Source organism: Deltaproteobacteria bacterium (assembly GCA_018668695.1).
Lineage (GTDB): Bacteria > Myxococcota > XYA12-FULL-58-9 > XYA12-FULL-58-9 > JABJBS01 > JABJBS01.
Genome location: JABJBS010000344.1, coordinates 1 through 15,180, shown reverse-complemented (window position 1 = coordinate 15,180; position 15,180 = coordinate 1). Strand labels below are relative to the sequence as shown.

Sequence of the window (15,180 nt, the reverse complement as noted above, 5' to 3'; positions counted from 1 at the left end):
TCTACTCCATTATCCTCAAGGTAATCATACCCTTCGAGGCTGCCCGCATAGAACCTTTAGGGTAGACCGTCAACTCTTCAGTGTGGGTCGAGGCATTTATATTAAAGCTCAATCTAATTGGATGTTTAGAGCTGTGATCAAACGCTATTTTTGGACGCACTGCGTCCAGGAACTTTACGGTTGAGGCTTGGCGTATGAGCTTGAGGGTGCCTATAGTTAGCCAACCCCCGGACTCCCTTTTGAGGAAAGTAATGAAAATAAAGTTGTTCTATCTGTTTTTGGCTTTCGCAATGCTGATTCCTCAAGGCATTTTGGCGGCTGGAGATTCTGCACTCGATGAACAAGAGGTTGAGTTTCTTCGAATCATCAACGAGTACCGTGAAGCCAATGGAGCACCATGCCTAACGCCATCGCCTACGATGAACGATGCGGCCACTTACATGAGTGGCGCGATGGGTGAGCAAGGTTTTTTCGACCACAACGAACCGCCTTGTGATGATGCCGGTGATATCTGTACGGGTCGAGATCCCTTTGATCGAATCACTGCATTTGGTCATGACCAATGGACAAGCGCCGCTGAGAATATCGCCGCAGGCAACGCTTCTGCGGAAGCTACCTTTGAGCAGTGGCGAACAAGTCCCGGTCACAATGAAAATATGCTGGACCGAAGCTTTACTTCCATTGGAATTGGCCGAGTCTATATTGAAAACTCATATTTCGGTTGGTACTGGACCAACAATTTCTCGAATTGGGTAGATGGTACCGGTGACTGTTCTGGAGAGGGTGGCTCTGAGGGCGAAACCCCAGACTCCGGCGGTGAAGAAAACAACACTGAAACAGGTGATGGTGTTACGGACGAAGGTTCAGGCATCGATTCGGACGATGGGGTTGAGGCTAGCTGCCGACAAACAGGACCCACTCTGTGGATGTGGATGTTGGCCGGTGTATTTTTTCTACGCCGCAAAGAGCGTGAACCGGTCCGAGTAAAAATTTCCTAAGCCGCTTTTGCTTTCGCAATGGCTTGCTCTAAATCTTGTAGAGCATATTCCAATCGATTTGTAATCTCATGAATATGAGGCAACGTCTGGTGGTTGCCCAAGGCAGTTACATTCAATTGCCCGGCGTAGCTCCAAGCAGTGAGGTTCAGACCCATGCCGCCTAAGATGGGACCTACAGAATAGAAGCGTTTGAGCTTTCTACCGCCTACGGTCAACATGCGGTCAGGCCCTCTTACATTGGACACGATAACGTTCGCGGGCGGACGGTGCCGATTGGCAAGCTTTAGGTCTGAGTAAAGCCGAAGACCAGCCTTATATGGAAGCGGTGGAATGTACTCTGCCCACTCGTGTAGAATCTCCGTTCCCATGCAATCGCTTGCCTGTTTCGCGCTTACGCTGGCAAGATGAATCGCTCGAATACGCTCGAGCGGGCACTCGATGTTGGTACACAACGACGTAAAGAGATTACTCAGCTTGTTGCCCTGTGTGTGCATGTCGCCGTGGTTGAGAGCGATAGAAACCGGGACTGTAGCGATTAAGGGCTTCTCCGGACACATATCGTAAGTATTTAGAAAGTCTCTTAGCGCGCCGGATACCAATGCCAAGACTACATCATTGATGGTCACGTTGAGAAAGCTTTTGATAACCCGTAAGCGTTCAAACTCAATACTGGTGGTGGCAAATGAGCGCCGCGGTCCGATTGATGTATTGAGCACTGTCTTCTCTGTAGCAAAAGGTCCCGGTAAACGGTCACCATCCTGGCGGTGGTGGCGAATGAGTCTGCGAGTGCCTTGCAGTGTTCGCGACATGAGACTCGGAAGTCCAGCTGCCCTGGCAGGGGTTTGCTTAAGCGCATTCCAGGCCAGTTTCGTGGGAGATGGCGTTGAACTCGGCTCTTTTGGGGTGGCGGGAAACGGAGTCACACGAGATGAGCCGTCCGCTGGATCCATAACCTGATTCAAAAGTGTTGAAGACGCGAGACCATCAGCAATCGCATGATGAATTTTAGCCACATAAGCGATTTCGTTGCCGGGCAATCCTTCAAGCATCCATACTTCCCAGAGGGGCCGGTCGCGCCGTAGTGGGCGCCCTGCGATTTGCGCGATGGTATCGTCTAGTTCTCGTTGTCCTCCTGGAGCAACCACTGCAAGTCTGCGCACATGACGACTGATATTGAATTCTGGATCATCGGCCCAGATCGGGTGATGAAGACCAAGCGGTACATTTACGGCCTTACATTTAAAAAGGGGCATGAGGTGAAGACGCTTGGTCAGCTCATGCTTAAGCCGAGAAAACAAAAAGTTGCTGTCGCCCTGTGGGGCATCAACAATGGCCACCTTAAGCGTGTGCATATGCACAGCTGGGGTTTCTCCATAAAGAAACGCTGCATCCATTCCGCTGAGTCTTTTCATAGGGGTGCCTCTTCCAAATTTGCGAATGCCCTGAGGGCTTGATGAACAGTTTGAAGCGCTGGTTTGGACCAGAAGTAGCTAACATGTCCACCGGGAAACCAGGTCACCGGTGTTTTCCAGGCTCGGCTAAGTTTATTGGCCTGAGCATTGGGTGTGATGTGGTCAGCTGTGCCGGCCATAATCAAACGACTCGATTCAGGTGCCGACGGGGTGAGCGCTTCGGGAGATACCAGGCAAAATAAAGAACGCAGGGTGGGCCCCAAAATATCATGTTCTTCGGCTCTACGACGAAGGCGCTTGGTTGTGTGCCCAGAAAAGAGCTCTGGAATATCACAAAGAGGAATGGCGCAGATCACCATGTCGAGCTCTTCGAGGCCGCTCATTAGTGCGCTCACGTATGACCCCATCGATATTCCGTAAAACCCAATTTGTGTTCCACCTTGCTCTCGAATCCAATGAACGAGATTGCGAGCTTCAAAGACCGCTTGTGAAATGCCGTGAAGGCTTTCAACAAGTTCAAAGCTTAAGAGCCCGCCACGTTCTTGATCAGAGGCCCGCCGTGCGCCGTGTGCTGGCATCACCGGGACAACCACATTCAGACCTAAGTGTTTGTGTAGTCTTCGTACTTGAAATGCAGGAAAATCTATCCAGGGGCTCCCTGTACCGAGACCGTGCATGCAAATAATCCAAGGCCGGGTCACATCATCATGGGCAAAGACACCCGCGTAAGCGGTTTGATTTTCCTTTTTGGACATCCATCGGCGGCCCACGGGTTCGTTAAGAGGCGACCGGTATCCGCTTTCAAAAGTAAGCTCGGTATATCGGCCGGCGGGGCCGAGTCGTTTTTTGCGCTTTTTGATATTCAGCGGTTCTGGAACGGGGTGAAATAGCTTGGGGTTCACCAGCATTCCAGCCTCCGCATAAAGGTCGTGGGCGTTTTGAATTTCGAACTGCAATCGGGAGAAATCATTTTTCCGCGGACTCTTACGAACCCCTTTCATCAGCGTAAGAACAGCCTTGTCTACAGCGGCTCCTATTTTGCGCTGCACCTTCGGCGGTAACTCCGGAGGCTGGGGAACACGGACTTTTCTCGGTAATCGAAGTAAGCGTTGAAGACCGCTCATTTGTGATTGCGACTTCATTTTTAAATACTTTCTTCGCCTTGATGAATGGCTTTGTAGGCCTTGGCGTCCACTGGCAAGTAGTTTCCTGCGCTAAGGTAGTAGAGCGGGTCTTGTACTAATTTGGGATTAAATCCCTCTTTTCGGTAATCTGTTTTTTGATGCTTGAATGTACCCGTAACACGCATCCCGCCCTGAATGATTCTGACGAAGACAGGGCGCTGGTAGGCCGCCAATTCGTCTTTGACAAAGTGTGCAAATTTTTTGATGTCGAAATCGTCATTGGTGGTAAGGGCTACCATACCCGCCTTACCTTCAGTTTTTTCAACCGCGACTCCGTACACATTGGATTCAAGAACACCTTGAGCACCGTTGAGGGTTTCCGCAACTTGTGTGGTTGAGACGTTTTCGCCTTTCCAGCGAAAGGTATCCCCAAGTCTGTCTTCAAAGCTTAACCAGCGTCCTTCATGAAGTTTGACCAGATCCCCGGTGTTAAAATACCTATCTCCGGATTTAAAAAGGTCATGCTCAAGTTTTTTAGCGGTCGCCTTTTTGTCGACGTATCCCTCAAAGGTCGTGAGCTTAGATATTTTTCCAAGGAGTAATCCGGACTCACCCGCATTAACCGCTTTAGCATGCCCACGGGCGTCTCTATGGATCTCTCCACTGGTGGGATCGCATTGCACCACGACCATACTTGGAGCCAGTCTGCCGATCATTCCAGGCTTACCAGAAAAGTTGATGGCAGGAGCGTTACCTTCAGTACTTCCGTAGAACTCGCGAATGGTTGGAATCTCAAATCGTTCTTGAAACTCTTCCCAGATGTCAGGTCGTAATCCGTTACCGACTGCCACTTGAAGCTCATGACCACGCTCTTGAGGAACCGAAGGAGTATTGAGGAGGTAGCGGCAAAGTTCTCCGATATAAACGAAGCTCGTGGCACGAAAGTTTTGAACGTCCGGCCAGAAACCAGACGCTGAGAACTTCTGTCGTAGTCCAATGGCCGCTCCTGTGGCCAAGGAGGAACCGAAGCCTAACAACATGGCGTTGGAATGGTAGAGGGGCAGCGGAACATAAATGAGGCTGCCTGGAGTACTCTGATGAACCAAGTGCCCAAAGAAGACGTTTGCACCGAGCATGCGCTGGTTACGAATGACTGCAGCTTTCGGCAGCCCAGTGGTGCCCGACGTATAGATATAACAATAAACGTCTTCGCCGCGCGGCGTATACCGGTAGTCGGTGGTGCGTGGTGAGCAACCGTCGATCGACTTATTCACACAGTCTTGACTGGTTTCTTGTCCGGCGGGAGCGTGGAGCCATACTTTAAGATCGGAGTTTTTGGCGCATGGTGAATCTTCAAAGGTTGGAATGTGCTCGGTGCCCAAAAATAAGCGTGTGCTGCCACAGGCTTGAAGCGCGTGCTCTAAAGCATCGCCTTTGAGATTGGTATTGATCAGCGACGTGATGGCGCCGATTCGGTTCAGACCCATGACGCAAAAGAGGTAATCGGGCCGATTGTCCATCATCAGCGCAACAACGTCGCCCGAGCGTACCCCTTGTTTTTTAAAAAAGGCTGCGTACTGGTTGGCCCGCGCGTTCATTTGCCGCCAGGTGTAACGCTGATTCTCAAACGCGAGAGCGAGCGCAGTAGGCTGTTTCTTAGCCAGCTGCTGCAAAAGGAGTGCTGGGTTCACCTTCGCTGTAGGAATCAGTTTCGGTAGGTCCGTTGCGAACCGCGCGAGTTGATAAGTCTGCTTGATATATTTTGTGAGTTGTTTCAGCTGGGGCATTGGACTTTCTCTCTGGCTTGTAAAAAACAGATTCCACTAGATTTTGAATTCGGCTCACAATGGGCCGGGGGTTTTCTTGGACCAGTGCATCTAAGGTCTCTTGCATGGCCTCTGTGATTTCCTCGTAATACTTGTTGACCAGCTCTTCGTCTTGAGCGTCTTCGTGGCAGTGGTGCGACATATCTCTTGGCTCGAGAACCTGCATGGTGATTTTCGCAGGCATCGGTATTCCAGGCTGACCAGGTGTGGAGATACCCCAAGGAAATTGCAGAAGGATGGGATAGACGGTCATCCGTAGGCGGTCCATCTTGAAGAGCTTGGCTAGTTTTTCACCTCGGCTAAGAACCATCGTGGTGTTGTGACCGCCGTGTGAGACGACAGGAACAATGGCAACACCGGCTTTGATTGCGAGGCGTATAAACCCGCGGTGCTCTGCGAAGTCTATTTGATTTCTATCGCTCCAGGGACGAAACACTTCGTGGGCGCCGCCCGGATAAACCAGCACGGAGCAGCCGTTCTCAAGCGCTTTGAGGGCGTTGGCGTGAGATGCGGGTACCTGACCAATTTTGCGCATGATGGGGGCCAGTCCGGGAATGGAGAAGGCCGCATCAAAAGCCAGTCCGATGAGCGTTTGGTCCTTGCGCTCTTGAAACCAGGTCGAAAGCAATTTGCAAGTATCGGGTGTCATGACCCCGCCTGAGTGGTTACCTACCAAGAGAACGGGCTTATCTTTTGGAATCAAATTGAAACCACGGATTTCAGAGCCGAAATACGCATTAAAGGCTTCCATGAATGGCAGGAGTTGCTGGATAAACTCTTGGTCCCGTTGGAAGACTGGCTCAGCAATACGTTCTTTCGAAAAGGCGGACCATTTATTAATCGGGTCATAGTTTTGAATGAGTTTTTCGACGCCGCCCAATAGTTTATGGGTCAATCCTTTTCGTGGTGATTTTGAATTCATCATACTCTTGTCTCCTGAGAGATTTTGGAAGGCTCGATGCATCCCGTTGCTTGATTTGAAAAAGACATGGCCCGCATACCTAGTTGCAGTGGGTTACGCTCAAGACCGTTGGTGAGTAGTGCAAACGATAGACCTGTGTGAGGGTCGGCCCATCCGACTTGGCCTCCTGCGCCTGGGTGTCCGAATGCTTGGTCGGAGTGACCCGGGGCAAAACCGCGAAATACCTTGTCTTGCCCACCGGCTATCACTAGCCCAAGGCTTCGGCCGGCTGGTTGACCCGTCATGGGATCTTTGAGGTCGTGGGTGCGCACCTGCAGTCCTTGTTGGACGGTACTTGGTTTTAAGAGCGTCTTGCCGTCTGGCATGGTGAGATGACCCAGGACCCCCTGATAAAACAGTGCGAGTGAGGCCGCTGTCATAATGCCACCTGAGCCGGGTGCGCCGGTCGTTCTAAAGTCAGCGCGGTCAAATTGCGACAACCATTGTTCTTGCGAAACGTTCTTGAATTTATCGGGGTCGAGTCCCATCTGCTTCATCATGGCGGGCTCGGGTGGCGTGCCAACATGTTTGATGTCGGCCACTCGGTGATGCTCCCCTGCGCTGAGTCCAATGTGTAGGTCATCCAATCCGAGGGGCGCTGTGATTCGGCTTCGAATAAATTGGCGATAATCCATACCGCTTTGGGCTTCGATAATCTGCGCGAGTGCCCACATGCTGGCATTGGCGTGGTAAACAAAGCGGCTGCCAGGTTCCCATTGGGTTGTCCACGACTCAAAACGATTATGGCGAGCGGCCTTATCTTCCCATTCAGGGACGGAGAAGGGTGCTCTTGGAAAGCCAGCAGTGTGGGTGAGGAGGTGCTCGACAGTGATCGATCCTTTACCACCCTTTACAAATCCAGGGATGATTTTCGAGACCTCATCGCTTGGTTTGAGCTTTCCGTCTTCCATCAGCAACCATGTTGCAATCGACACAACAGCTTTGGTTGTTGAAAATGCAACATAGAGGGTGTCGTTGGTGGCAACGCTGCTTTCCCCTCGGCAAGTGACTTCACCGTAGGTTTCAAATGCTACAAGTGCGCCGTGGTGAGCGACAGCAACTTGCACAGAGGGCATATCACCACGTGAAACGGTGTTTTGAGCCATTTTAAGAAGTGATTCGACCTGGCTCTCATTAACCTCGGTCGTGCGTTTAGATTGAGTGGCTACGGCTTGCATACTCAGGTTTCCTGTTGGAACACGTTAAAACTTATCTGGGTGCTCAAAGTGCTGACGCACCTTCCACATTATTGCTCTAACGGGTTTTTGAGATGGTGTGTGTATAGGCTTGTAACATGTTCTAGTTGACGCACTGCGCCCTTAGAACCACGCACTGCGGGCTCTTAAGCTTGTAGGCGTTCTACGGGAAAGGGCAGCGGCGGCTTAGTAGCGGGCTACTTCCTCGACTGCTGCTTCGAGTGCTGCGGTGCTTGGGAGGAAGAATGATTCCAATGACGGTGCATACGGAACCGGGGTATCAAGAGAGCCCACGACCCTAATGGGAGCATCCAGAAATTCAAAGAGTTCGTCTCCAACCCGTGAAGCAATCGACTCAAGAATACTTCCTGTTCGGGAATCTTCGCCCATAAGAATCAATCGATTGGTTCGCTTAAGCGTGGTGGAGATTGCCTCCCAATCAAGGGGCATCAAGCTTCTTAAGTCGAGAACCTCAGCTTCGATGCCCTTTTTCTGAAGAGCTGCGGCTGCGTTTAAGGCGTGATGAACAAATGCGCCGTAAGTGATGATGGATACATCCTCACCGAGTCTTCTAAAGGCGGCTTTTCCTATTGGGACGTGACTCACTCCGCCAGAAATATCTTGTTTAATTTTCGGGTTTCGGTAGAGCGCAATGTGTTCATAATAAAGCACTGGGCCGCCATCTTGCGCAGCCGACAACATCAGGGCGCGGGCATCGTGGGGTGTAGAGGGCGCCACGATTTTCAGACCCGGTGTTCGGTAGAACCAGGGTGACGTATCTTGAGAGTGATAGGGTCCAGCTTTTCTGAGTCCGCCCCAAGGCATTCTTAGAACCATATTGGCGGCTTGTCCTGTGCGATAATGAAGCTTGGCGGCATTGTTGACGACTTGGTTGAAGCCGCTGGCTACAAAATCGTTGAATTGGATTTCACCAATGGCGCACATACCTTCGATGCTCGCACCGACACATGCACCAACAATGGCATTCTCAGCCAGTGGCGAGTTGATGATGCGGTCACCGTATTTTTCCGTCAGTGGGCGTAGAAGCATAAACGCATTCCCGTAGGGCGGTGCGACATCTTCCCCAAATACAAACGACTTTTCATTGTCTTCCAGGACATCGCCCACACCCATCCAAACGCCATCTAAGTAGGTCTGTTTGCCGCCGCCGATAGCCGGCTCGTCTACCAGGCTGGCCTCCGCGGATGCGCTGGGAATGCAGTGCTCGGCCTGGCCCGGTTGATTGGGCGTGCGCTGGGGATCATCGGTAACATAAACTCCGCGTCCGGCAGCTGAGGGCTCGGGCCATGGTGCTAGCTTCACGGCGCTCATTGCTTCATCAATCTGGCGCATGACATCGGCTTGAAGTGCCAAGAAGTCATGAGCGGTGATGGTGCCTTCTGAGATAAGCTTTTTCGAGTAGGTGGCAATAGGGTCTCGTTGGCTCCAGGCCTTATAGGCCTCAGCATCCACATAGCCCCGGTCTGTTTGTTCAGGCAATTCGAAAGACAGCTCAGGATCTTCGCCCAGGTAGAGCATATCGTCGTGATGGGCATGGCCGCACATCCGCATGGCTACCAGTTCAATCAAGGTGGCACCGAGACCTTGGCGTGCTCGATCGGCGGCCCAAGCATAGGCTGCGGCGATGGCCTCTGGATCGGTTCCATCTATCGTGACGTGGGGTATGCCGTATCCGATGGCTTTATCTGCAAACGTTCGGACTGCGGATTGTGCATCGGTGGGCGTCGACAATGCGGTCTGGTTATTTTGAATGCAATAGATAATGGGCAGCTTGCGGACTGCTCCGAGGTTAATTGCTTCATGCCATTCACCGAGTGAACTACCGCCTTCACCGATAAAAGCGAGTGCAACGCGGTCTTGCTTTAATAATTTCATGGCAAGTGCTTGGCCGGTTGCCGTCACGGTAGAGATAGCGAGCGGGGCTGCGGCCGGAAGAACACCTCGGTGTGCATGACCAAGATGTAAATCTTTACCATCGAGTGGTAGGCCTTGCTTTCCGGCTTGAGCGTTAAGGGCAACGAATACGTCGTCATCGATGAACGCCAGCGCTATTCCCAAATCGCGAATAAGTGGAGCAACGACGTCGCCTTTCCAGCTACTGCCGGTGAATAGGCATGCATCTCGCTTGAGCCGTAGCGCGGCTGCGTAAATGGCTTCCTGCCCCAATGAACGAAACCCTTTGCCTTGAACTCCTTTGCCCTCGTACTGAACTTCTCCCGTGAGAAACATCTTCTTCATTTGGTTATCAACAGCACGGGTCAGTAAAATTCCCCGTAACATCCACTTCTTCTCTTCTTCAGTGAAGCTCTGCGTAAGGGCGGTGCGCTCCAAAAAACCGGTGATATCTGTGGAGAGGGCTTCGATTGCATGGGCCATGCGGTCCTTGGCCGAGACAAAAGGAGTGGTTTCGCCAAGGCCGCGCGTGGTTGGTTGCAGTTTCTTTTTAATCGCACCGGTAATCTTGTTACCAAGCTTTGTGTAGTCAGATGCCTTTTTCAGAGTCGTGACTGAGGCGAGTGCATCACTGACGCACTCGCGTGCGGTCGGAAGCAAGAAGGGGTGGTGCTCGGCCAGGAATGTGAGAAGAGCCATCTCAAGCTTCTTGGTTGAGGATGCCTTACGTGGTGCCGTTGTCATACGTATTCCTTCCGGGTGGGTTCGCCGGAGGCTCGTATATCAGATACGGAGAATCGTCCAAGGGTAGGAGAGAACTCTTGATTAAGAATATAAATCTTAACTAAATCAGCAGCTTACGCGTCGGGCTGGTTGGTCAGTTCACCCTGGTTGTCATAAGCGTTGTAGGCAACCCAGTCACCCGCGATGGGTGAGAAGAGCATGTGTTCTTCGATGCCAAAAGCTTGAGTCAGCGCCAATGCATCTGGTGCAACTTCTTTACAGAGGCGACGGGTAATTTCACTTACCTCGGTTCCTTTTGACGGTGAGAGGAGACCTTCGCTGAGCATCCAGCCTAAATCTTTTTCAACGCAATTTAGGGAGTAGAGTTTGCAGAGACGCTTCATCAGAGGCTGCAAGGAGTCGTCCATTTTATCGATGGCTTCAATGGACTTTTCAAGCACCATGCGTTCTCCGTAGGCTTTCGCCGCAGCTTGAACCAGGTCGGATTCCTCAAACATCCACGTATTAAAGAGCTTGTCTCCAGCTTTTTTACTCTTGGCGAGCTTGTTGGCGAGTTGCCCGAGTAGGCGTTTCTCGCGTGCTCGAAAGAGAGTGACGAGGTCATCGTTGTCTTCAAGATCGATGTTTACCAAGCCGTCGACGAGGCGGTGCAGGGCGGCTGGTAAATAGTCGGCTGCGATTTCTTTGGCCAGTTCGAATTTATCTGTCAGACCGAGTAGCTCTTTTGTTACCTTCTGCATGAGGACGCGGTTGTCGCCTTCTGCGGTCAGGCCGGCATGTGCTCCCGCAATGGCTTCACCAAAGCGGTTTGCCGAAAGATAGCCTTGTCCACCGCATCGTTCACGGCAAGTGGTGGCTGTGTTTTCTGCATGCCATGTCATCAGAGGCTTGAGTACGCAGCAAAGTAAAAGGACCTCTAATTTGTCCTCTTCTGTTTGCGCAGCATAACTGTCTTTTGCGGCGTTGAGAGCGAAGTTGTAGCAAAAAGTATTTGCAAGAAGTGGGAGTATCTCCCGCTGCTGCAACTGGTAAGACATGATTGGCGTATCGCTTTTGCCCTCTGGGCCAACCGCTAGCCTACTTGAGGCGTAGCGAATCGCGGTGATGAGCGCAACCTTGGTACTTCCTAGGCACATAGAGGCAATGCACAAACGGCCGCTGAGGAGTTGGTCAGCAACCACAAGAAAGCGTTTCCGGCTTCCTTTGACAGCGCTGCTAAATGTCCCATTTTCGGACACTTGACTGATGGCGTCCAGAAGGTTTTCACGAGGGATTCGAACATTGTCGAAGCTAAGGCTGGCATTGTCGACGCCGTTGACGCCAATCTTGTGCCCCATGTCCCAGATGGTTACACCTTTTTTCGGCTTCATATTCTTTGAACGAATGGGGACCAGGAAGGTATGGAGGCCTTCATTGTTGCCGTTGATATGAAGATGGGCAAAGACAATGCAGTAGTGTGCATGAATCGCGCCGTTGGTGATCCAATACTTCTTAGACTTAGTTGATGGAGAATGAATGATGAACTGGTCTTTGTCTGCGTCGTAAGTTGCAGTAGTTTCCATCTCCACGGCATTGTTACCGTAGCCGAGTTCAGTGAGACCGAAGCAACCAACAGACTTAAAGTCGTCGATTTCTTTGACGTACTTGTTGTGATGCTTTTCAGTTCCCAACTTGAGAAGGGTGCCACCAAAAAGATTGAACTGCACTGTCATTTTAGTTGCAGTTGCACCATCGACCATCCCAACAGCCTCATGAACACTGAAAATTCTGTGAGGATTTTTATCGAAGTCAGTGACACTTATGTGTCCGCCTTCGCAGATTTTCTTGAGGCGCTCATAAGCAAGTTGGCGCTCCTCTTCGAGAGAAATCGCATACCGAGGCGTGTAAAGCTCATCCTTGAAGAGCTCTTTTAGCGCTGCGCGGGTTTCGTGGTTGTCGTGTTCTAAAATGAAACGTAGCTTTTCTACATCAAAAGTGGATTCAGTAGTCATTGGCTACCCCCGTCGTTATACCCGTACCCGTCATGGGATAGGGTGATCCATAAAACGCTCCGTACCTGTTCCCCCAATGGATAACATAAAGTCGTTATGACGCAAGGTGTTAGGTACACGTGTTTTATCCATAGACCTTGCGCTTTTGGGATAGATCCCCAAGTTAGTAAAGGTACGATAAAGTTTAAGTTTAATTTCGCCCGGTAGGGCGGGACCTAAACTCTAACTGACCGAGAATGTATGGTTTTTTAACCGGGCCGGGCTCAATGTCCGGTGGTGTAGGTAAAATGTTTATCTTGAGTAAGGCCGTCATTCAGACGACACTTTCTCTAGGTAGAGGTTTCGCCGGAAAGGAATTCAGTGATGGTGGCAACAACAGTACTATTAAGCGCAGGACTGATGATGATTTGGATTCGCTCTAACCAGCCGAAGAGAAAGCCGGTTCATGTGCGCCGCAACCGCAGTGGGTTGAGAGACCGATAAGCCGCGATTCGTCAGGAGCAGTAGCCTACTGACGGTGCCTGCGAGGAGCAGGGACCAATCTAGTTTTCCAAATAAAAATGGCCGGGGATTACCCGGCCATTTTTAATTCTACTTTTAAGCGTTGCTGATTAGTTACCGGCAGCTCGCTTCTCAAGCCACTCTTCACGAAGCTTCTCAGCAACTTCGTTTGGAGCAGTACCGTAGCGTGCGAATTCCATGCTGAAATCTGCTTTACCTTGAGTGTTTGAACGAAGAATCGTCGCGTAACCAAACATTTCGCTCAGCGGTACGTCTGCATCAATTCGTACAAAGCCGTGCTCTTCTGTTGTTCCAACAATAACACCACGTCGTTGCATGATGGTTCCGAGGATATCACCTTGGAACTCAGTAGGACCTTCAACAGAAACAGTCATGATAGGCTCAAGCGCTTTTGGCTTAGCTTTCAGGTAGTTGTCACGGAAGGCACCGCGGGCAGCAGCTTGGAAAGCATTGTCCGAGGAGTCAACTGCGTGAGTGTTACCATCGGTAAGTACGAAACGAATACCCTGTACAGGGAAACCGATGTACTCGCCGCGGTCCATAGAGCTCTTAAAGCCTTTTTCAACGGATGGGATGTATTCCTTCGGAATAGCACCACCGACGATTTTGCTTTCGAACTCAAACCCAGCTTCTTCCATTGGCTCAATGACACCTTGGACACGGCCGTACTGACCTGAACCACCGGTTTGCTTCTTGTGCGTGTAATCGTACTCGATAGCTTGGCTGATGGTTTCACGGTACGCAACCTGTGGAGCACCAGTTTCAACATCGCAGCCGTATTCGCGGCGCATACGCTCAACGTAAACGTCGAGGTGAAGCTCGCCCATACCTGCAATGATGGTTTCACCAGTTTCGTCGTCGGTTACCGAACGGAAAGTTGGGTCTTCTTTAGTAAAGCGAGAAATCGCCTTACCCATGTTGTCCATTCCCTTGTTCGTCTTAGGCTTGATAGCAAGCTTAATAACAGGCTCAGGAATGTGCATAGAAGTCATACTTGCCTTCATTGAACCGTCGGTGAATGTATCACCAGAGGCACAATCAACACCGAAGAGAGCAACAATATCGCCAGCCTGAGTGGCTTCAATATCTTGCATGTCATCGGAGTGCATACGTACCAGACGACCAACCTTAACCTTTTTACCGGTGCGGCTGTTGATGATGCTGTCACCCTTGGTCAGGCTTCCCTGGTACATACGCAGGTAAGTAAGCTGGCCGTAAGGAGATACTTCGAGTTTGAATGCAAGACCCATGAACGGAAGTTCTGAGTCAGGCTTTACTTCGAAAGACTCTTCTTTACCTTCTTTGTTTACCCGAATTGCTTCGTTGGTAACTTCAGTTGGGTCAGGAAGGAAAGCAACAACTGCATCGATAAGTGGCTGTACACCAACGTTCTTATAAGCAGAGCCCATAAATACAGGTGTAATCTCACGAGCGATGGTTGCTGTACGAACTGCTTCCGTGATCAACTCAGGCGTAACAGTTTCTTCGAGCATCGCTTCCATGAGGCCATCGTGGCTCATTGAAACAGCGTCGAGCATGATTTCGCGACGCTCTTCAGCTTCAGCGAGCATATCCGCAGGGATATCGCCTTCGATGATGTCTTCGCCGTTTTCGCCTTCAAAGATGTGCGACTTCATGGTGATAAGATCAACGACGCCTCGGTGGTCCTCTTCGAGTCCGATAGGAAGCTGCATCACAACTGAGTTGTGCTTGAGCTGGTCACGAAGTTGCTGAGCAACACGCAATGGATCAGCACCGCTTCGGTCACACTTGTTCACGAACGCAAGGCAAGGAACATTGTAGCGACGCATCTGGCGGTCAACAGTGATAGACTGACTTTGAACACCGGCAACGGAGCAAAGAACCAGAATCGCACCATCGAGAACGCGCAAAGAGCGCTCAACTTCGATTGTGAAGTCAACGTGTCCGGGAGTATCGATAACGTTGATGAACTTATCTTCCCAGGTTACGTGGGTTGCTGCTGAAGCAATGGTAATACCGCGCTCACGCTCAAGCTCCATGGAATCCATGGTGGCGCCGACGCCGTCTTTGCCTTTTACTTCGTGGATGGCGTGGATACGTCCTGCATAAAACAGAATTCGTTCGGTCAGCGTGGTTTTGCCCGAGTCAATGTGGGCACTGATGCCGATATTACGAACTTTGGATAAATCGGTAATTGCGCTAGACACGTCTGATTCTCCCGTCGAAAGGTGATAATAAGCAGCACGAGTCCGTGCTACGCTTCATCTTCGTCTGGGGCTACCGGACATGTGTAGGAGCCCTCATGGCCCAACACGTATGAAGCGCGGCCGCAATAACTATAAATCCCTGACTTAGCAAGGTTGAAAAATCAAAAAACCCAGTCCGAGATCAATATGTGAGGCGTCGACCTTTCTTTTCTATCCGAATGGTTAAAAGTGTAGTGAATCTAGTGGTTTAGATGGCCATGCGTCAGCCGACTATCCCGCATTAATGCCCAACCTTAGAGGTTT

Annotated in this window: 8 protein-coding genes; 1 reads left to right on the top strand and 7 read right to left on the bottom strand. The window is 50.9% G+C overall.

Annotated features, from left to right (window positions below):
- Positions 1-194: 194 nt before the first annotated feature.
- Complete coding sequence (locus HOK28_19740; protein MBT6435338.1) at positions 195-998, top strand: CAP domain-containing protein; 804 nt, start codon at positions 195-197, stop codon at positions 996-998.
- Here the strand turns inward: HOK28_19740 and HOK28_19735 are convergent.
- The 7 genes from HOK28_19735 to HOK28_19705 all read right to left on the bottom strand — a co-directional run bounded on the left by HOK28_19735 (position 995) and on the right by HOK28_19705 (position 14,865).
- Positions 995-2,410 (bottom strand): wax ester/triacylglycerol synthase family O-acyltransferase, encoded by a 1,416-nt coding sequence (locus HOK28_19735; protein ID MBT6435337.1) that lies wholly within the window; start codon positions 2,408-2,410, stop codon positions 995-997. The genes HOK28_19740 and HOK28_19735 overlap by 4 nt on opposite strands.
- The gene (locus HOK28_19730; protein MBT6435336.1) at positions 2,407-3,552 is read right to left on the bottom strand and encodes an alpha/beta hydrolase family protein; all 1,146 of its coding nucleotides are present in this window, start codon (positions 3,550-3,552) and stop codon (positions 2,407-2,409) included. The genes HOK28_19735 and HOK28_19730 overlap by 4 nt, the downstream gene beginning before the upstream one ends.
- 2 nt (positions 3,553-3,554) lie before the next feature.
- Positions 3,555-5,321, bottom strand: coding sequence for a long-chain-acyl-CoA synthetase (locus HOK28_19725; protein ID MBT6435335.1), 1,767 nt, complete (start codon positions 5,319-5,321; stop codon positions 3,555-3,557).
- Positions 5,322-6,281: 960 nt separating this feature from the next.
- The gene (locus tag HOK28_19720; protein ID MBT6435334.1) at positions 6,282-7,499 is read right to left on the bottom strand and encodes a beta-lactamase family protein; all 1,218 of its coding nucleotides are present in this window, start codon (positions 7,497-7,499) and stop codon (positions 6,282-6,284) included.
- Positions 7,500-7,703: 204 nt separating this feature from the next.
- The gene (locus HOK28_19715; protein MBT6435333.1) at positions 7,704-10,175 is read right to left on the bottom strand and encodes a hypothetical protein; all 2,472 of its coding nucleotides are present in this window, start codon (positions 10,173-10,175) and stop codon (positions 7,704-7,706) included.
- A gap of 113 nt (positions 10,176-10,288) precedes the next feature.
- Positions 10,289-12,166, bottom strand: coding sequence for a hypothetical protein (locus tag HOK28_19710; protein MBT6435332.1), 1,878 nt, complete (start codon positions 12,164-12,166; stop codon positions 10,289-10,291).
- 611 nt (positions 12,167-12,777) lie between these two features.
- Entirely contained in the window at positions 12,778-14,865 is a 2,088-nt protein-coding gene (locus HOK28_19705) for an elongation factor G (GenBank protein ID MBT6435331.1), read from the bottom strand.
- Between the last annotated feature and the right edge of the window lie 315 nt (positions 14,866-15,180).

Bases quoted from the DNA above. Each gene is read 5' to 3' on its own strand.
- HOK28_19710 (MBT6435332.1), bottom strand. From the start codon at position 12,166: ATGACTACTGAATCCACTTTTGATGTAGAAAAGCTACGTTTCATTTTA.
- HOK28_19740 (MBT6435338.1), top strand. From the start codon at position 195: ATGAGCTTGAGGGTGCCTATAGTTAGCCAACCCCCGGACTCCCTTTTG.
- HOK28_19730 (MBT6435336.1), bottom strand. From the start codon at position 3,552: ATGAAGTCGCAATCACAAATGAGCGGTCTTCAACGCTTACTTCGATTA.
- HOK28_19735 (MBT6435337.1), bottom strand. From the start codon at position 2,410: ATGAAAAGACTCAGCGGAATGGATGCAGCGTTTCTTTATGGAGAAACC.
- HOK28_19720 (MBT6435334.1), bottom strand. From the start codon at position 7,499: ATGCAAGCCGTAGCCACTCAATCTAAACGCACGACCGAGGTTAATGAG.
- HOK28_19725 (MBT6435335.1), bottom strand. From the start codon at position 5,321: ATGCCCCAGCTGAAACAACTCACAAAATATATCAAGCAGACTTATCAA.
- HOK28_19715 (MBT6435333.1), bottom strand. From the start codon at position 10,175: ATGACAACGGCACCACGTAAGGCATCCTCAACCAAGAAGCTTGAGATG.